11 protein-coding genes and 2 pseudogenes are annotated in these 18,666 nt (G+C 69.6%); 9 read left to right on the top strand and 4 right to left on the bottom strand.

The genetic code is table 11. The features are described from left to right. Positions 1-170: 170 nt before the first annotated feature. A pseudogene (locus tag Q0Z83_RS00775) lies at positions 171-3,641 on the bottom strand (DEAD/DEAH box helicase family protein); the annotation flags it as partial. 108 nt (positions 3,642-3,749) lie between these two features. Beyond that, positions 3,750-4,133: pseudogene (locus Q0Z83_RS55690) on the bottom strand (sacsin N-terminal ATP-binding-like domain-containing protein); the annotation flags it as partial. Between the two features lie 262 nt (positions 4,134-4,395). On the opposite strand from Q0Z83_RS55690, the gene Q0Z83_RS00780 reads away from it, so the two are divergent. The 4 genes from Q0Z83_RS00780 (at position 4,396) to Q0Z83_RS00795 (ending at position 12,412) form a co-directional block, all read left to right on the top strand. Continuing rightward, entirely contained in the window at positions 4,396-6,180 is a 1,785-nt protein-coding gene (locus Q0Z83_RS00780) for an N-6 DNA methylase (protein ID WP_317791803.1), read from the top strand. A gap of 26 nt (positions 6,181-6,206) precedes the next feature. Beyond that, positions 6,207-9,347, top strand: coding sequence for a protein kinase domain-containing protein (locus Q0Z83_RS00785; RefSeq protein ID WP_317791804.1), 3,141 nt, complete (start codon positions 6,207-6,209; stop codon positions 9,345-9,347). After that, entirely contained in the window at positions 9,344-10,789 is a 1,446-nt protein-coding gene (locus Q0Z83_RS00790; protein WP_317791805.1) for a serine/threonine-protein kinase, read from the top strand. The genes Q0Z83_RS00785 and Q0Z83_RS00790 overlap by 4 nt, the downstream gene beginning before the upstream one ends. A 63-nt stretch (positions 10,790-10,852) precedes the next feature. Further along, on the top strand, positions 10,853-12,412 hold the full coding sequence (locus Q0Z83_RS00795; RefSeq protein WP_317791806.1) for a GGDEF domain-containing protein: 1,560 nt from the start codon (positions 10,853-10,855) through the stop codon (positions 12,410-12,412). Positions 12,413-12,421: 9 nt separating this feature from the next. On the opposite strand, the gene Q0Z83_RS00800 is transcribed toward Q0Z83_RS00795, so the two are convergent. Next, positions 12,422-13,441: an SGNH/GDSL hydrolase family protein gene (locus Q0Z83_RS00800; RefSeq protein WP_317791807.1), complete on the bottom strand. Its 1,020-nt coding sequence runs from the start codon at positions 13,439-13,441 to the stop codon at positions 12,422-12,424. A 71-nt stretch (positions 13,442-13,512) separates the two neighbouring features. After that, the gene (locus Q0Z83_RS00805; RefSeq protein WP_317791808.1) at positions 13,513-13,725 is read right to left on the bottom strand and encodes a hypothetical protein; all 213 of its coding nucleotides are present in this window, start codon (positions 13,723-13,725) and stop codon (positions 13,513-13,515) included. Between the two features lie 336 nt (positions 13,726-14,061). Between Q0Z83_RS00805 and Q0Z83_RS00810 the strand changes: the two genes are divergently transcribed. The 5 genes from Q0Z83_RS00810 (at position 14,062) to Q0Z83_RS00830 (ending at position 18,641) form a co-directional block, all read left to right on the top strand. Beyond that, positions 14,062-15,168, top strand: a complete 1,107-nt coding sequence (locus tag Q0Z83_RS00810; protein ID WP_317791809.1) for a neprosin family prolyl endopeptidase — start codon at positions 14,062-14,064, stop codon at positions 15,166-15,168. A gap of 86 nt (positions 15,169-15,254) precedes the next feature. Continuing rightward, positions 15,255-16,199, top strand: coding sequence for an NAD(P)-dependent alcohol dehydrogenase (locus Q0Z83_RS00815; protein ID WP_317791810.1), 945 nt, complete (start codon positions 15,255-15,257; stop codon positions 16,197-16,199). A 62-nt stretch (positions 16,200-16,261) separates the two neighbouring features. Further along, positions 16,262-17,074 carry a transporter substrate-binding domain-containing protein gene (locus Q0Z83_RS00820; protein ID WP_317791811.1) on the top strand — a complete coding sequence of 271 codons (813 nt, stop codon included), beginning with the start codon at positions 16,262-16,264 and terminating at the stop codon, positions 17,072-17,074. 2 nt (positions 17,075-17,076) lie between these two features. Next, a complete protein-coding gene (locus tag Q0Z83_RS00825) occupies positions 17,077-17,865 on the top strand; it encodes an amino acid ABC transporter permease (RefSeq protein WP_317791812.1) in 789 nt (262 codons plus the stop codon). Then, on the top strand, positions 17,865-18,641 hold the full coding sequence (locus Q0Z83_RS00830; protein ID WP_317791813.1) for an amino acid ABC transporter ATP-binding protein: 777 nt from the start codon (positions 17,865-17,867) through the stop codon (positions 18,639-18,641). The genes Q0Z83_RS00825 and Q0Z83_RS00830 overlap by 1 nt, the downstream gene beginning before the upstream one ends. Positions 18,642-18,666 lie beyond the last annotated feature (25 nt).

Below are 18,666 nucleotides of genomic sequence, written 5' to 3' on the forward strand. Positions count from 1 at the left end.
AGCACCAGGTCACCGCCGCGCAGCGTCTCGTGTTTGGTACGGGCCAGGATGCCGCGGTCCTGCAGCCTGCCGTACGGGTCCTCACCCAGGACACCCTTGTCGAGCCGGTTGTTGTCGTAACGGTTGACCAGCCGCCGGGTCTCGTCACTGTCCTTGCCCCGGAACGGCGTGGCGGTCAGCCCGACCAGCGGACGGGCCAGCCGGTTGTGGGTGATGCCGAGTTGCTCCAACACCTCGGTGTAACTCTTCGTGATCGACGTGTGGGCCTCGTCGATGATCACCACCATCGAGTCCCGCAGCCAGGCGTAATCCGGTTTGTCCAGACGCTCGCGCAACTGCTGGATGGTGGCGACCACCAGCTGCGGCGACCCGGTGATCCGGGTGGCGGAGCGGGAGCCCCAGAACCGACTGATGTTGAGTCGTACGCCGCCGACGCCGGCCTTCTCCCAGACGTACTTCCAGCTCTGTACGGCCTGCTCACACAACTCGTTGGACTGGGCGATCCACAGGACCGGTCCGGTCTGCTGCTCCGTGCCGAGCGTCTTGAGATGGCGGATGACGGCCTCGGCCGCGACTCGGGTCTTGCCCGCTCCGGTCGGCAGACTGACCATCCCACGGTGCGGCTGCGGCTGCGACAACATCAGCATCAGGCGCGACGCGATGATCTCCTGATAGTCGTGCAGGGGGAAGTGCGGAGTCGGCCCCATGGCCGTCTCCAGCGGAGTCAACAGCTCCTCCCGGGTGCCCGCGAACGCGTCCGGCAGTTCGAGTTCGGCCACCTTCTGGCGGGACTTGCCGTCGCCGGTGAACGGCAGACCGAGGCTCTCGTCGATCCGTTTGAGATCGTCGCGGTGGTGGCGCAGGATGCCGTCACCGTGGGCGTGCAGCGCGAGCTCGGCCACCCGCCGGTCGTCGACGGGACCACCCCGACGGGCCTCCTCCCACGCCAGCAGACCTTCCGGCAGACCCCGGCGAAGACGCTCGGGTTCGACCAGCAGGCGGATCTTCTCGACCTTGTCGCGCGTCGCCCGCACCCGCTTGAGGATGTCCTGGTTCTTCGCCTCCTCGCGCTTGAGCAGGATGCGGTCGATCTCCGTCGACTGCAGGCGCAGATCGAGTTCCTTGGAGATCACCTCGAGGACGCGCCGCTCGTCGGCGGGGTGTCGGACGAAGACGACGCGGTCGCGTACGGCCGAGTCGAGTGGTCGGATCCGCATGCCGGCGGGGGTGCGCTTGACCTCCTCGAGATCGCCGCAGATCACGAACGAGAACCCGGCGGCCCGTCGACCGTGCATCGTCATCTGCAGGTGCGGGTACTCCGTCACCACGTCGACCGGCTCGGCCTCCTCCGCGGTGCGGACCTCGGTGCTGACGGCGTCGGCGTACCGCAGCATCCCCCACTGCTCGATCATCGCGTCGGCGTCGGCGGCGGTCGGCGCCAGCAGCGCGGGGACCTGCTCCATGACCAGCATGTCGTACTCGTCGCGGTCGGCCGTGACGCAGATGTCGGTGTCGTCCCGGGTACTCCAGGTGCCACCGACGCGGCAGCGCGTGGCGCCGCCCGGCCACTCCTTCGCCGAGCGCAGGAACAGCGCGTACGCCTTGCCCGGCACGGCGTCGTTCTGTGACGACTCCACGGTGTGCACGACGTGGCGCCACAGCTGCTCAGGGATCTTCTCGATACCGGCCGGCAGGCCCAGCACGTCGGCCACGGTACGGTCGACGCGGGCCACCGGGAAGATGTCGGCGTACTCCTGCAGGCTGGGGTTGACCGTCAACTTGACCGGCAGCACCCCCTGGCTGCTGTCCACCTTCCCGTGCCGACGGACCATCCAGACCAGCGGAGACGGCACCGAATGAGTGTTGCTCCAGGCACGTGCGGTCCAGTCGCGCACCATCCGCGCCGGTGGCAGATGCTTGACGAACAGCGCCTTACCCTCGTCGCCGAGCTCGGTCAGGACGCTGAGCGGGCCGGGCGGCCTACTCCCGAAGACCTCCAACGCGGTCAGCTTGCGATGCTTCGAGCCGGGCTGGATCGTGGCGTTGAGACGCTCCAACGCGAACTCGCGGTACTGCTCGAACCAGGCCTCCTGCTGCGGGTCGAGGTCCATCGTCGGGACGTCGGACATGCCCAGTTCGATCAGAGCGGGCCGGTCGGCGTCGTGCACCCGCAGGTCGACGACCGTGTGCTTGTCGCGGCTGCCGTCCGCGGGGATGACCCGGCCGGGCAGGAGCACCTCGCCGAGCGGCCGGAAACGACCGGCCACCGTGCACACCCGTACGGTGCGCAGCGGCTCCTCGACCGCCTTACGGACGGCGTCGCCGGCGTCGCGTGGGCTGACCCGCCGGATGAGACCCCACAGGGCCTGCCACTGTTTGTCGCCGTACCTGTCGAAGCCTCGATCGAGGACGGCTTCGAGCTTGCCGAGCGGTGTGGCCTCCCGGATGCCCAGATCGTTGAGGGCGCTGCGCAGTCCGATGACGTCGGTGACCCGCGTGTCGACGTAGATCAGGTCGTCGCTGAGCTCGTCGTGGCCGCTGCGTTGGAAGACGTCGGCCCGGTCGACCGCGACCATGCCCTGGTTCTCGGTCAGCACGATCCGCGCCTTACGGGCGGCCTCGGCGTGTACGTTGGCGTCCCGTCGCAGCCCGGCGGCGATGCGGATCGCCTGCGCCGACGCCTCCGGGGTGCCGTCCTCGACCAGAGCCTCGAGCCAGTCGGTGATCGACGACTCGGCGAGCCCGGCGGTCTCGAAGATCAGACGCGCCCGGGCGCGGCGCTCCCGCTGCTCGACCGAGGGATGTGTCCACTCCCGGGGGCGACCCGCGTACTCGACCCAGAGCTTCGTCCAGGCGTCGGGGATGTTCTCCGGCGGCAGCCGCAGCTCGGCGGGTCGGCGCAGGACCCCGGTCTGGTCCGGCAGCGAGGGCAGTCCAGCGGCGGTCTTCCACACCTGTCGGGTCAGCCGTTCGTCGGCCCACTGCTGGGCCTCGCGCCCACGGCCGGGCAGCAGCGCCAGGTACGAACCCGGGTCGGCCGGGTCGACGAGGGCGGGCAGAGCCTCGACGACGAGGTGGGCCGCCTGGACGATGAGCTCGTCGTTGAAGGGGTTCTTGTCGTACAGGTTCTGCCGGTCTTCGCTGGTCTTCCACGGCGCGTTGAGCAGGCCGCGCAGCGTGGTGGCGTAGTTGGTGGGGAAGAAGGCCCAGAACGTGCCCCGTTCGGTGCGGCCCTTGTCCGGCACCGCCCAGGAGACGTCGATCTGCGGGCGGTTGTGCAGCTCACCGGCCCCCTCCTGGGCTCCCGTGGAGGGATGGAAGGTGCGGGTGAAGACTCGCCACGAGGCCGTCGCCTGCCTGCCGTCGGTGGACGCCTCCAGCGTGTAATGGTCGCCGTCGTCGCGGACGAACAGCTCCCGCAACGTGGTACGTCGACCCTTCGACCGGTCCTCCAGCAGCAGTGATCGCACATGCGGCGAGAAGAGCTGGAACTCGGTGGGGAAGTCGTGCAGGTCGCGACTGAGTCGGTCGGCCTTGCCGGGCAGCAGCGGCAGACGGACCACGGTGGCGGCCCACTTCAGCAGCTCGGCCAGGACGGGATCGGACGCGGCCTCGTGCGCGGCGTCCAGCACCCGCCCCATCCGCAGGATCGGGATCTCGGCGGCGTCGGGGGCCACGGCGCGGATGGTGCGCTCGGCCCACTCGCGGTCGAAGCCGAAGGATCCGGTCGTACTGAAGAACTGGGGAGCGTCGCTGACGCTCAGCACGGACTTCACGCCGACGCCGAAACGCCCGATCTGGCCGCCGCGCTTGCGGGAGACGCCCATCCGCAGGATGGTGTCGGCACCGACCGCGGTCATCGGGTTCCCGCTGTTCGCGCAGTAGAGGAAGTCGTCGGTGAGGACGACCTTGATCTCACCGTCACGGATGCCGCGCATCTCGTCGGCGCCGTTCTGGACCAGTTCGTAGATCTGGCGATCGCCGTATCCGCCCTGGGTGATCCGGCGTTCGCCGTTGGCGTGCTCCTGGACCATGCCGGGATCGATCTCGTAATGCCGCAACGCGACCGAGGAGAGGTCCTCGACGACCTGACGAACGGTTGACTTCGACGTGATGGGGGTGGAAGAGCTCATCAGATCCCGCCTCGAGCCGATGGAACAGTCGCGCGAAAAGCTCTGGGAGTGTTGCGCGCACTCATTATCCGGACGTGGACAGCGGAAGGGGCGTGGGCGACTCCGCCGTCCGGACGGTCCGAGAGGTCCGACCGGCGGACGCCTCGGCTGTCTCGCCGACGACGTTAAACCGGCCTCGTGAACAATGTCAACGCCGTTCTGTGGCGACGAATTTTGTCAACGACGGCATCGCGGGTACTCTCCTGACCGGAGGTGGAGCGTGATGAACCGTGGGGCCGAGGTGACCGCCGGTGACATCGCACGCCTCGCCGACGTCAGTCGAGCCGCGGTGAGCAACTGGCGCAAGCGCTACCCGGACTTCCCCAAGCCCGTCGGCGGAAGCATGTCGAGCCCGACCTTCCCGCTCGACGAGGTCGAGCAGTGGCTCGAGGCCAACGGCCGCATGCCCACCCGGACCGCCGTCGACCGCCTTCACCTGGTGCTGCAACGGGCGTCGATGGACACCGACGACGCCATCGCCGCGATCGTGCGCCGTCTCTCCGACGCCGAGGCCCGCACGGGCCCGACCGCACAGGCCGTCGCCGAGATCCTGGCCATCGCCGACGAGATCGGCCTGGGCGCGGTCCAGGAGGCGCTCGCCACGCGTTTCGTCGACCTCCGTGACCGGCGCGGAGCGGGTGGCCGGTCGACCAGCACCGAGGTCGCGGCGCTGGTCGCCGAGCTCGCCCAGCCGCAGGGGGCGACGGTCATGGACCCCGCCTGTCGGACCGGAGTGTTGCTGCACGCCGCACTGACGCGCCGCGCCGCGCGTGTCGTCGCCCAGGACGCCGACGACGACCTGGTCGCGATCGCCCGTGCCCGCCTGGCCTCGGTCGACGGGGTCGCACGCGTCGAGGTGCGACGAGGTGACCTAATCGACGACGCCTTCGGCGACACCCGTGTCGACATCGTCGTCAGCGACCCGCCCAACGGGGGCGGTTGGCCCTACGAGGAACTCGCCGGAGACCTCCGATGGGAGTATTCGCTGCCACCGCGCAGCGAGCCGGAGCTCGCGTGGATCCAACACGCCCTCGCGCGGCTGCATCCCGGCGGACACGTCTGGATGCTCCTGCCGCCGGGTGTCGCCGAGCGGCCGGCCGGTCGACGCGTACGCCGCGAGCTGCTGCGTCGAGGAGCCCTCCGCGCCGTGATCGCCCTGCCCACCGGGGTGACGGCGCCGTACAACATGAGACGCCACCTGTGGATGTTGCGCCGACCCGAGGTCGTCGACGGACCACAGGCGGTCCTGATGGTCGACGCCGAGCAACCGTGGCCGGAGGCCGCCGAGATCATCCGCAGCGCCATGCGGGCGCACCGGGCCGACAGCCCACCACCCGACACCGTCGGGGCCCACGCCGTCCGCCTCGATCCGGTCAGCCTGATCAGCGAAGACGTGGACCTCACCCCGTCTCGACACGTGTCCGGGGCCCACCCGGCCCACGACTTCACCCAGGTGTCCGCGACCCGGACCAGGCTCGCGGCGATGATGTCCGCCCTGCCCGAGACGCTGCCGCCGGTGCACACCCGCCGATCCTCACGCGACCCGGTGGCCGACACGACCGTCGGCGACCTGATCAAGAGGGGCACGCTGGTCGTGCTCGCCGAACCCGGTGCGGCCCTGCACGTCGGAGACGTCCTGATCTCCTCCACCGGCCCCCGCCCGGAACTCCTGGTGGTCGACGACACCGACGACGGGCGGACCCTGGACGGCCGGCACATCTGCCTCCGCTCGAATCCCGATCATTGGGATCCGTGGTTCCTCGTGGGATGCCTGGGCTCGGCGGCCAACCTCCGGCGGGTCGTCTCCACCGGCTCGATTCCCCGGATCGAGGTCCGGCGTGCGCGCATCCCCTCGTTGTCCCGGCCCGAGCAACACCTCTACGGTGAGTACTTCCGGCGACTGCGAGAGATGCTCGCCGGTCTACAGCAGGCGACGGCCCTGGGGGAGGAGTTCGTCGAGATGACCGTGGGCGGACTGCTCGCGGGGACACTCGACACCGACGGATGACCACGTCGATCGGCGGGCGGTAGGCGTTGCGGGAACTGACATCGGACGACCCGAGGTGGATCGGCGACGACCACCGCTTCGAGGTGATCGGGTGTCTCGGCAACGGCGGGATGGGCCGGGTGTATCTGGCCCGGTCCCGAACGGCCGAACACGTCGCCGTCAAAGTGCTCCTGCCGCACCTGCTCGGCGACGAGCGGATGCGCCGCCGATTCGCATCCGAGATGATCAACCTCCGCCAGGCCCAGGGCCTGCGCGTCGCCGGCTTCCGAGGTGCCGACATCGACGCCCGCCACCCCTGGCTGGCGGTCGAATACGTGCCCGGGCGAACACTGCGCCAACACGTCGACGATCGGGGCCCGCTGGCACCGAGACTCGTCGCCGCACTGGGTGCGCTGCTGGCCGAGGGGCTCATCACGATCCAGGACGCCGGACTGATCCACCGGGATCTGAAACCGGCGAACATCATGCTGGCCGCGGACGGCCCGCGCATCATCGACCTCGGCATAGCCGTGCTCTCCGAAGGGCACGAGCACCTGACCCAGACCGGTCAGACGATGGGCACCGTCGCGTACATGTCCCCGGAACAGGCCACCGGGGACACGCCGCCGACCTCCGCCACCGACGTCTATGCGCTGGGGGCGACGCTGCTGTTCGCCGCCACCGGACGCAACCCCTACCCGAGCGGCCCGGCACCCGCGGTGGCGGCGTGGATCGCCGACCCGGACCGGACACCCGACCTGTCCCTGCTGCCGGCCACCCTGACGCCGCTGATCAGCGCCATGCTGTCGTTCGACGGCCGCAGGCGTCCCACCGCCAAGGAGATCGTCGCCGGATTCACCGTCCTCGCGACCGCCGACGGATCCACGTTCGCCGACGTGCGCGCCGAACTCGTCCGGCAGACCTACACCCGGCCACCGGAGACCACGACGACCCCGGTGACCGCACCACCCACGGACCCGACCGACTGCTACACCGGACCCACCGAACTGGTCGGAGGCGCGTCACCGCCACCGCCGGTGCGTCCGTCCGGCAACCGCCGTCCCGACCGAATGATCGAGGGGTCGATGAACACCGGAGCGCACCTAGGGGTGCTGGTCAGCGCAGAGAAAGAGATCCTGAAACTGTCCCGCGCCGACATCGGCGCGGTCTTCGAGTTCCAGCACAAGTTCCGGGCCAACCCACACGCCCAAGGGCTTCGTCTCAAACCGCTCAAAGGCGACGACAACCTGTGGTCCGCCCGCGTCAACGCCGACCTGCGCGCCGTTCTGCTGCATGTCACGGCGGCCGACTACCTGCTGATCGACGTCAAACACCGTCGCGAGGTCTACGACGACCTCGGCCGGTACGCCTACCGGGTCAACCGGGTGACCGGTGGACTCGACATCCTCGACCTCGAACCCGTCGACAACGAGATTCTCCACCGAATCCTCCCGCAAGCGGCGAAACCCCTGTTCGACGCCTTCGACGACGAGGTCCTGCTGAGCCTCGGCGTCACCGAACTGCTGCTGCCGCACATCCGCACCCTGACCGACGAGGACCAACTGCTCCAGCTGGTCGAACACGCCCCGCAGCTCACCGTCGACGTCCTGTTCGCCCTGCACGACGGAAAGACGGTCGCCCAGGTGCAGCGGCAGATCACCGAACCGGTGCGAATCGACGACACCGTCGACCCGGACGATCTCGCGACCGCCGTGGCCCGGCCGGCGACACCGGTGACCACCGACGACGAGGCCCTGCTGGCCATGCTGGACGAGAGTTTCGTCAAATGGCAGGTCTTCCTACACCCGACCCAACGAGCACTGGCGGTGCGCAAGACGTCCGGCCCGACCCGGGTCAGCGGCGGGCCCGGAACGGGCAAGACCGTCGTGGCACTGCATCGGGTGGCACACCTCGCCGCGAGCCTGCCGGACGGCGACGACCGACCGATCCTGCTGACGACCTTCAACCGCAACCTGGCCGGAGATCTCGCCGCCCGGCTCCGCACCCTCGGCGGCCGGCCGCTGCTCGACCGGGTCGAGGTCCTGAACATCGACCGTCTGGCCCTGCAGATCGCCCAGGCGGGAACGCCCGGAGGCGCCGGTGACCTCCTCGCCGACGACCGTCTCATCGATCGCTGGCGGACGTTCCTCGGCGAGATCGGCCACACCCGTTGGAGCCCACAGTTCCTGGCCGACGAGTGGAACGGCGTGATCCTCGATCAGATGCTCGACACCCGTGACGACTATCGCAAGGCGCGGAGACTGGGCCGCGGAAGGCCATTGAGTCGCGAGGCACGCGACGCCGTGTGGGCGCTCACCCGACAGTTCGAGACCTGGCTGCACGCCCGGCGCGAACGCAGCCTGCGCCAGGTCGCCGTGCAGGCCGCCCGTCTGGCGGAACAGGGCACCGCCACCCGATACCGCCACATCGTCGTCGACGAGGCGCAAGACCTCGGCATCGCCCACTGGAGACTGCTGCGCGCCCTCGTCCCCGCCGGCCCCGACGACCTGTTCATCGCCGGTGACACCCATCAGCGCATCTACGAGAACCGGGTCGCGCTCTCCAACGTCGGCATCGACGTGCGCGGCCGGAGCCACCGGCTCACTCTGAGCTATCGAACGACCCGACAGATCCTGGCCGCCTCACTGGAACTCGTCAGCGGTGAGTCCTACGACGACCTCGACGACGGACGGGAGACCCTGGACGGTTACCGCTCGCTGCTCGCGGGTGGACGACCGTCCTTCCACGCCGCCGACTCCTGGCAGCGGGAGCTCTCGATGATCGTCGACCAGCTCCGGGCCTGGCCGGACCGGCCCGGTGGAATCGCGATCGCCGTACCCACACGAGGCCTCGCCGCCGAGGTCATCGACCACCTCACCACCGAGGGCATCGACGTGGTCGAGATCGGTCCGGACGGCCCCGGCCGCAGCGACGGCGTCCACGTCGGCACGATGCACCGATTCAAGGGCCTCGAATACCAGCGCATGATCCTCGCCGGCATCAGCGACGGACTCGTACCCAACCAGGCCGTCTACGCCTGGCGGGAGGAGGACCCCACTCGCTTCCGGATGGAACGGCAGCGGGCCCGATCCCTGCTCTTCGTCGCGGCCACCCGGGCCCGCGACGAACTCGTGGTCTTCTGGCACGGCACACCCAGCCCGTTCATCACCCACCGGCTGCTCCGGTGAACGGGCCCGCCCACGACGGTCTGATCGCCGGCCGGTACGAGCTGAGCCAGGCGCCGCTCGTCGGCGGAATGGGCGAGATCCACCGGGCCTACGACACCCGCCTGGACCGTTTCGTGGCCCTCAAACTGATCCACCGAGACCTTCTCGAAGACGACGGCGCCGAAGAGTTCGTACGCCGATTCCGTCGGGAGGCCCGGCTGGCCGCCCGCGTCCGACACCCGGGCATCCCGGTGATCCACGACCTGGGTCAGGACGGCCGTCGGGCCTACATCGTCTCCGAATGGGTGGACGGCTCGACGCTCCGAGAACTCGTCGACGAGGTACAGCCCGTGCCGCTGCCGTGGACGGTGTTCCTCGCCGCACAGGTCTCGGCCGTTCTCGCGCACACCCACGCCGCCTCCCTGATCCACCGTGATCTCGCCCCCGACAACGTGATCCTCTGCCCCGACGGCGCCGTCAAGGTCGTGGACTTCGGAGCCGCGATCCTGCACGGCTCCCTGTCGACCAGACTCACCCCGCCCGGCCTGGTGGTCGGTCGCGAGCGTTACCAGGCCCCGGAACGGATCCTCGGGATCTCGACCCCCCGCACCGATCTCTACGCACTGGGGCGCCTGCTCCAGGACCTGCTCTCCGGACACGACCGGGTGCCGGACGAACTCGCCGTCCTGGCCGCGGAACTGACGAGTGACAACCCACAACACCGACCCGGATCGGCCACCGAGGTGTTCGACCGCCTGACCGCACTTCTCGAACCACTACCCCCTCTCGTCGGGTTCGTGACCCGACCGGCGGCCGCGACGATCCTCGGATACACCGAACTCCAACGCCGTCCGACCGCGGTCGCCGCCGCGCAGGACCGGTCGGCCACCCCACCGTCGTCCCCCGACGTGCGCCGGGTGCGCTCGCTCGCCGAACGCTACGGCCGAGACGAACAGCACCACCGAGCGGTCGAGGTCCTGGAACAGGCCATCTCGCAGACCGTGGGCATCGAGCGTCCCGTCCCGGCCGAATTGCAGAGGGATCTGGCCATGGCCCTGATCGCCGCGGGTGAGGCGAGCCGGTCCGTCTCCGCCTGCGCCGTCGCCCTCGACGCCCTACAGGACCGGTTGCCCGCCGGCCATCCGGCGATCCTGCGCCTACGACGGGAACAGGCTCGGGCACACGCGAGCATGGGCGACACCGGAACGGCCATCACCCTGTACCGACGGCTGATCGACGAGCCGTCGGAAGACGGGGACCGGTATGCGATCCACGAGGAGCTCGCCGTCCAGTACGCCGTCCTCGGCGACACCGCCGCGGCGCTGGCGATCCTCGACGCGCTGCCCGAGCAGGCCCCGGCCGCCCACGACATGACGGCTCGCCTGCGCCTGCTCGCGAAACCGGCGCCCGCAGACGAGGACCGCACACGGGTCGGCGAGTCGAGCGGCCCGCGTTCCGGATAGCCGGACACCTCACATCTCGGCCCCGGCAGCCGACGGTAGGGCCATGGGAAAAGGGGCCTGCCGATGAACCGCCTGCCGGTACTGGTGTCGCCGTACGGCGCCTACGCCGGGCTTGCGCTGCACGTGCATGACCTGACCATCCGTGGTCACCACGCGGAGACGCTGACCGCCGCCGACGAGGCTGAGGCGATCCTGATGACGCTGGGTGACCGGCGGACCCACCGGATCAGCCGGCTCGGGCGGATGTACGCGTTGAACGCGATGGGCCGCCTCGACGAGGCTCTGCAGATCGGCGAGGAGCTGATCGCCGACCAGGATGAGCTGGGCGGGCCGCGGGCGACCGATGCCAAGATCCTGGCCGACGTCGCGAGGGTGCTGATCCATCTCGGGCGGATCGACGACGGGCTGCACCACGTGGCCCGGGCGATGACCCTGCTCGACGTGGCCCCGAACAAGGGGCCCCGCTACTTCTCGGCGATGTCGTCGCTGGGCGAGGCGGCCCGCAGCGCCGACCTGTTCGAGCTGGCCGACGACGCGATGCGGCGCAGCCTGGACTCGTTCGACTCGCCGGACGTGCTGTACAAGTCGGGTGCCGAACTCACCCACGCCGAGTTGTGGCTGGAATGGGCGCTGCGGCTGGAGCAGGTGGGCCGGACCGAAGAGGCGGCCGGGCTGGTCAACAGGTGTGTGCCGCTGCTGGAGTTCTGGATCAACGAGGGCATCGACTCGCCGCTCGGGGTGGCGCTGCTCGCCGTCTGCCAGGCCAAGACCGGCCGGATCGACGAGGCGAACGCGGTCGTCGCCGACCTGCTACCGAAGATGCGGGCCGCCGGGCAGCACCACGAGTCGCGTCTGCTGCACCTCGCGCACGGGCTGGCGCTGCGGGCCACCGGGCAGTGGAAGGCCGCGCACCGCGAGTTCCGGGCCGGCCTGGAACTGGCCGCGCTCAAGGCCGAACGGCTCCTCTTCCAGTACGAGCTGGCGGTCACCGCCGCACTCGAGGTACCCGGTGAGGCGACCCAGGCGATGCTGGAGGCGCTGCGGACCCACGTCGAGGCGCTGTGGCAGCTGCGGCTCGACCGGCGCACCATGTTGCGGCAGGCGTATCGCCGGGTCGAACTCGAAGCGGCCCGTACCTCGGCCGACCTCGCCGCCGCCTCGGACGCTCTCACCGGGCTCGGCAACCGGCGGATGTTCGACCGCCGGATCAACACCGTCGTCGACGGGGGCACCCTGCTGCTCATCGACGTGGACCACTTCAAGGACATCAACGACCGGTACTCGCACGGCGTCGGTGACCGGGTGCTCGGTGAGATCGCGGCGGTCCTGCGGTCGCACTGCCGGCAGGACGAGGTGGCGATCCGGTTCGGTGGGGACGAGTTCGCGCTGTTCCTGGCGACCGGGGAGGCCGAGGCCCGCACGGTGGCCGAGCGGATCCGCCGGGTGATCCAGGCCCGCGACTGGAACACGATCATGCCGGGGTTGCGGGTCACGCTCAGCATGGGGCTGGCCGCGTGCCGCCCCGGCGAGGCGGGCCGGGAACTCTACGACCGTGCCGACGCCCACCTCTACGTGGCGAAACGTTCCGGCCGGGACCAGTTGGCCGCCGCCGCCGCGGCCTAGCGAAGCGGCCTACAGTTTGGCGCTGATCACCGGGGCCAGGCGGTCGGTGATCGCCTGGTGGCCCTTGTCGTTGGGGTGCACCGAGTCGCTGAGGCCGTCGGACGGCAGCCACCCCGTGGTGTCCACGTAGAACACCGCGGCGTCGCCGGCGGCGTTGCGGGCCTGCACCGCGGCCTGGGTCTCGGCCGCGTACCGGCCGATGAAGGTGCGCAGGGCGAAGAGCTTGGCGGTCGGGAACCTCTGGCGGATCCGGGTGAGGAACGTGGTGTACTTCGCCTGGAAGTCGGCGCCGGTCACGCCGTGGCTGCGGTCGTTGGTGCCCAGGTTGATCACCACGGCGTCGGCCGTGTAGCGGCTGAAGTCCCAGGCGGTGGTGCCGGCCTGCCCGCCGCTGGCCATCCAGTAGCGGGTCTCGTGGGCCCAGCACCCGTCGGTCGTCTCGGACAGGCACATGCCGCCGATCGAGATCTGGGTGTGGTTGTGGCCGAGCTTCTCGCCGGTCTGGAAGCCGTATCCGGTGACCGCGAGTCGACTGCTGGTGGTGCCCGCGGTGATCGAGTCGCCGACGAATTCGATGAGCTTGGTACGGGTCGGCGCCTTGAACGTGGTCGCCCCCGCGTCGAGGGTGAGCCCCTGGAAGACGGCGTCGCCGGTGTACGAGCTGGCCACCTGCCGGTAGCTGACGATCAGGGTGTGGTTGCCGGCGGCCAGCGCGGTCGGCGTCAGGTTGATCATTCCGGAGCCTTTGAAGGCGGTGAACGGTCCGCCGTCGATCGAGGCCCACAGGTCGATGGTGTTGCGCTGTTTCAGCTTGACCGTCCTACCGGTGAAGCCGACCCGTAGGTACGCCCCGGCCCAGTACGGCACGTAGGCCGAGGCGTTTGTGGTGTTCCAGCGTCCGACGAAGCTGATGTTGGTGTCGCCGGGCGTGCCGTCACCGGCCGCGGCCCGGGCCGGTGCGGCTGGGGCGAGTAGGCCGCCGGTGATGACCGCGGCGATCAGCATGGCTCCGCGCAGACGACCTCGCATGACGACCCCTTTCGCCGGGAGCGCTCCCAGTCAGGTGGTCGTATCGTCGCCTGCGATTCAATTGAAGTCAATCAATGCATGGCGGGAGACCGGCGAGCCGCCGGACGTGTCGAGGACAGGCGGTGCGCGGCCGAGTTGGCCCGGTAGGCGGCCTTCGACGGTCCGCGTACCGAGGCGGTGACCTCGAGTACCGGCAGGGGATCCGGTCGGGTGGGAATCGGGGTGGCCGCGCGCCGGCGGCGAATCCAGCGCAGAACAGCGGTGACGACTGAGGCGATCTTCACGGTACGGCTACCTTCCTCGATGAGAGCGGGGGAATGACTGGAAAGAACCGTAAGCCGTGTTGGCTCTTTCAGTAATCGCTCGTCAGGGGTCATCCCGAAAGCCGACCCTCGCCCCAGTCCGGCAATGTCACGGCAGACCCGAATAAATCTCATCGCCGCAGGTGAAGCTAAGGCTGAGCTTCCTACGAGATTGCTCGTCGGTTCGGACTAACCCATTCGAATAAACCATCGAAGAGGGCTTCCCGGGCTATTCCAGAGCAACGCGCGGACGCTATACGGTGACCCGCGCCGCCGAGACAATGATTCCGGCTTCCGACGAAATCCAAGGACTGACAAGTGTCGAATTCACGCCGAGGACCGCTGGCTGCCGCCCTGGTCGCCGTAGTGGTCGGCTCCATCGGGCTCGCCTCCACCATGAACGCCGGGGCGGAAGAGGTCCCGGAGCCGACCCCGATCACCGAATCCGCCACCGCCACCGCCACCGCCACACCGGAGGCCGAGGCCACATCGGACGCCCCGCAGGAGGAACCCGAACTCAGTCCACCCCCGACACTGCCCTGGGGGCAGGTGCCGACCGAGATCGACACCGGAGCCGACGGCGCCAGCAGCCAGCAGCTCAGCTCCGGCGGCCTGGACGCGGCCGCCCCCGACGCCGACGGCGAACCGGCCGGGGAGGAGTACGCGCCCAAAGGGAGCTCCACCCGCACCGGAGTCCTGACCTCCGACTCGACCGAGATCGTCCCCCCGAAGCCGCCGGCCACATCCCCCGAGGCCAAGGCCCTGCCCGCGTCGTCCGTCCTCTTCATGTACAACGTCGGGTCCCAGGCCGCGGTTACTGACGGCGCCTATGCCAACTTCACCATCAGCAAGCCCAGCCTGGCCCTCACCGACTTCCACAGCCTCGCCGAGCTGGCCGTGCAGTCCAGCAACGGCAACCAGGTCGTCGAGGTCGGCTGGACCGTGGACCGGCTGGTCAACGGTGACTCCGACCCGCACCTGTTCGTCTACCACTGGGTCAACGGCGTGCCCACCTGCTACAACGGCTGCGGCTTCGTCCAGTACAGCGCGAACATCAGCCCCGGCGACACGCTCCCGCAGAACGCCACCAAACGGCTCGGCATCCAGTACTACGACGGCGCGTGGTGGATCGCCTACGACACCGAGTGGGTCGGCTACTTCCCCGGCTCGATCTGGAGCAACAACTTCACCCAGAGCGGCATGATCCAGGCCTTCGGCGAGGTGGCCGGCGTCAGCCTCGTGTCCTGCACCGACATGGGCAACGGCCTGAACGGGGCCTCGGACAGCTCGTCGGCTCGGATCGGCAGCGTCAGCTTCATCAACGGCCCCCCCGTCGACCTGTACGTCCGCAGCACCAATGCGCACTACGACGTCGCCAAGCTGAGTGGGCGAACCTTCCGCTACGGCGGAGACGGCGCCTGCTGACCCGGCCGGAGGACCGATGCCCGCTCCGGCCCGGGAGCGGGCATCGGGGCCGGTCGGCGAGGCGCGGCCTTGCTACTTTCGAGCAGGTGAGAGCCGTCGTCCAGCACCGGTACGGACCACCCGAACTCCTGCGCGTCGAGGAGATCCCCACCCCGGCGCCCGCCGCCGGGCAGGTGCTCGTCCGGGTCGCCGCCACCAGCGTGAACCTCAGCGACTGGGAGACCCTGCTCGGCACCCCCTTCTACTCCCGGATCGGCGGCCTGCGCACCCCGGCCCGCCCGGTCCTCGGCTCCGACATCGCCGGGCACGTCGAGGCGGTCGGGCCCGGCGTCACCCGGTTCCGGCCCGGCGACGAGGTGTACGGCGACAACCTGGCCCTCAAGGGCGGCTTCGCCGAGTACGCCGTCGCACCCGAGCACGTGCTCGCGACGAAACCGGCCGCTCTCGACTTCGTCACGGCGTCGACCATCCCGCAGGCGGGTGTGATCGCCCTGCAGGGTGTCGCGGGCGCCCGGCCCGGGCAGCGCGTCCTGATCAACGGAGCCGGCGGCGGTTCCGGGGCGTTCGCCATCCAGCTGGCCAAGCAGGCCGGGGCCGAGGTGACCGGGGTCGACAACGCGGGCAAGCTCGCCTTCATGCGGTCGGTCGGGGCGGATCACGTCATCGACTACCGGGTCGACGACTTCACCCGTACCGGACCGTACGATCTGATCCTCGATCTCGTCGCCCACCGCTCCGTTCTCGCCTACCGTCGGGCCCTGGCCCGCGGCGGCCGTTACCGCTGTGTCGGCGGATCGACGCGGACGCTGTTGCGCGTCCTGACCGCCGGCCCGTTCACCGGCCGCCGCATCCGGGTGCTGGCGGTCCGGACCGGCCCGAAGCACTTCACCCCGGTCGCCGACCGTTGCGTGGCGGGTGACCTGGCCGTGCACATCGACCGCACCTTCACCCTCGACCAGGTGCCCGAGGCGCTGGCCCACGTCGGCACCGGCAGCGCCCTCGGCAAGGTCGTGATCCTCCCGGGAACCTGAGAAGTCGACCACATTGGACTATTCTCGGTTGGTCCGATAGGGAATGGCCGGGGAGACGAACAATGTTGGGACGCACTCGAAGGGCGGCGCTGCTCGCGGCCGCCGTGACGCTGGCCATCGCCGGCTGCGCCAAGGAGGACACCGGCGGCACCACCGCGACCGGGGTGCCGCTGATCAAGACCGGGGCGCTGACCACCTGCACCCATCTGCCGTACGCGCCGTTCCAGTCGAAGGACGCGAGCGGCAAGGTGGTCGGCTTCGACGTCGCGCTGATCGACCTGGTCGCCACGAAACTCGGCGTCACCCAGGAGATCGTCGACACGCCGTTCGAGGGCATCAAGTCCGGCGCCGACCTCAACTCCGGCAAATGTGACGTCGCCGCGGCCGGCATGACGATCACCGACGAGCGCAAGAAGGTGCTCGACTTCTCCGAGCCGTACTTCGACGCCACCCAGGCGCTCGCCGTCGTCACCGGCGGCACCCTCAAGACGCTCGAGGAGTTCGCCGGCAAGCGCCTCGGCGTGCAGGGCGGCACCACCGGCGAGGACTACATCAAGACCCAGGTCGCCGAGAAGAAACTCGACGTCGAGGTGGTCTCCTACAAGGACCTCGCCGCGCTCCAGCAGGCGCTCGCCACCAACCAGGTCGAGGGCGCGGTCAACGACCTGCCGGTCTGGAACGAGTACATCAAGGCCAACCCCGGCAAGGTCACCGTCGCCGCCGGGTTCGACACCGGCGAGCAATACGGCTTCGCCGTCAAGAAGGGCAATGCGGCGCTGCTCAAGGCGGTCAACGAGGCCATCACCTCGGCCAAGTCGGATGGTACGTACGACAAGCTCTACACCACCTGGATCGGCGACAAGCCCAAAGCATGAGCATGAGTCCACGACGCCGGCGGCAGATCTTCCGTGTCGCCGGCTACGTCCTGTTCACCGCGGTCATCGCCGCCGTGGCCGCCGCCGCCGACTGGGGCCGCCTGTCCGACGCGTTCCTGCGCCTCGACATCGCCGCCGGCATGTTCCCCGAGGCGATCACCGTCGCCCTGTGGAACACGATCGTCTACACCTTGCTGGCGTTCGTGTTCGGCCTGACGCTCGGGCTGCTGCTCGCGCTGATGCGCCTGTCGTCGATCCTGCCGTACCGCTGGTTCGCGACCGCCTACATCGAGCTGTTCCGGGGACTGCCCGCCCTGCTCGTGCTGTTCATGGTCGGGTACGGCGTACCCCTGGCGTTTCCGGATCGGGAGATTCCCGGCGGCGTCTACGGATCGGTGGCGGTCGGCCTCGGCCTGACCGCCGCCGCCTACATGGCCGAGACCATCCGCGCCGGCATCCAGGCCGTCCCGAAGGGACAGCTGGAGGCCGCCCGCACCCTCGGCATGTCGCACTCCCGCGCGATGATCTCGATCATCCTGCCGCAGGCGTTCCGGATCGTCATCCCGCCGCTGACCAACGAGATCATCCTGCTGACCAAGGACACCTCCCTGGTGTACGTGCTGGGCGTCACGTCGACCACGATCGAACTGACCAAGTTCGCCGGCGACACCCTCAACACCCGGGTCAACCCCACCCCGCTGGTCGTCGCCGGACTGCTCTACCTGGCGATCACCCTGCCGCTGTCGCAGCTGGTCCGTGGGCTGGAACGCCGCGCCGGAAGGGAGAGGTGATGTCGACCATCGAGATCAGCGGTCTGCACAAGTCGTTCGGCGCCCTGGAGGTGCTGCGCGGCATCGACCTGGCGGTCGAGCCGGGTGAGGTGGTCTGCGTCATCGGGCCGTCCGGCTCCGGCAAGTCGACGCTGCTGCGCTGCGTCAACCTGCTCGAAGAGCCGACCTCCGGGTCGATCCGGGTGGCGGGCGTCGAGGTCACCGACCCGGACTGCGACATCGATGCGGTACGCCGTGGCATCGGCATGGTGTTCCAGCAGTTCAACCTGTTCGGCCACCTGACCGTGCGGGAGAACGTGACGATCGCCCAGCGACGCGTCCTCAAACGCGGCCGCGCCGAGGCCGGCCGGATCGCCACCGCCAACCTGTCCCGGGTCGGGCTGCTCGACAAGGCCGACTCCTATCCGGCGCAGCTGTCCGGCGGGCAGCAGCAGCGGGTCGCCATCGCCCGTGCCCTGGCGATGGACCCGCAGCTGATGCTCTTCGACGAGCCGACCAGCGCGCTCGACCCGGAACTCGTCGGCGAGGTGCTCGCCGTCATGCGCGGGCTCGCCGCCGAGGGCATGACCATGCTCGTCGTCACCCACGAGATGGCGTTCGCTCGGGAGGTCGCGTCCCGGGTGGTGTTCATGGACGGTGGTGTCGTCGTCGAGCAGGGACCGCCCGCCGACGTGTTCGGCGCGCCCCGTGAGGAGCGCACCCGCGCGTTCCTGCACCGGGTGCTCGAACCGACCCGGGTCAGTGAGAACGAGATCGGCGTCCAGCGCAAGGAGTGACGGCCAATCTGAGACGGCCGTCGCG

Origin of the sequence: Actinoplanes sichuanensis (assembly GCF_033097365.1) — a bacterium.
Taxonomy (GTDB): Bacteria; Actinomycetota; Actinomycetes; order Mycobacteriales; family Micromonosporaceae; genus Actinoplanes; species Actinoplanes sichuanensis.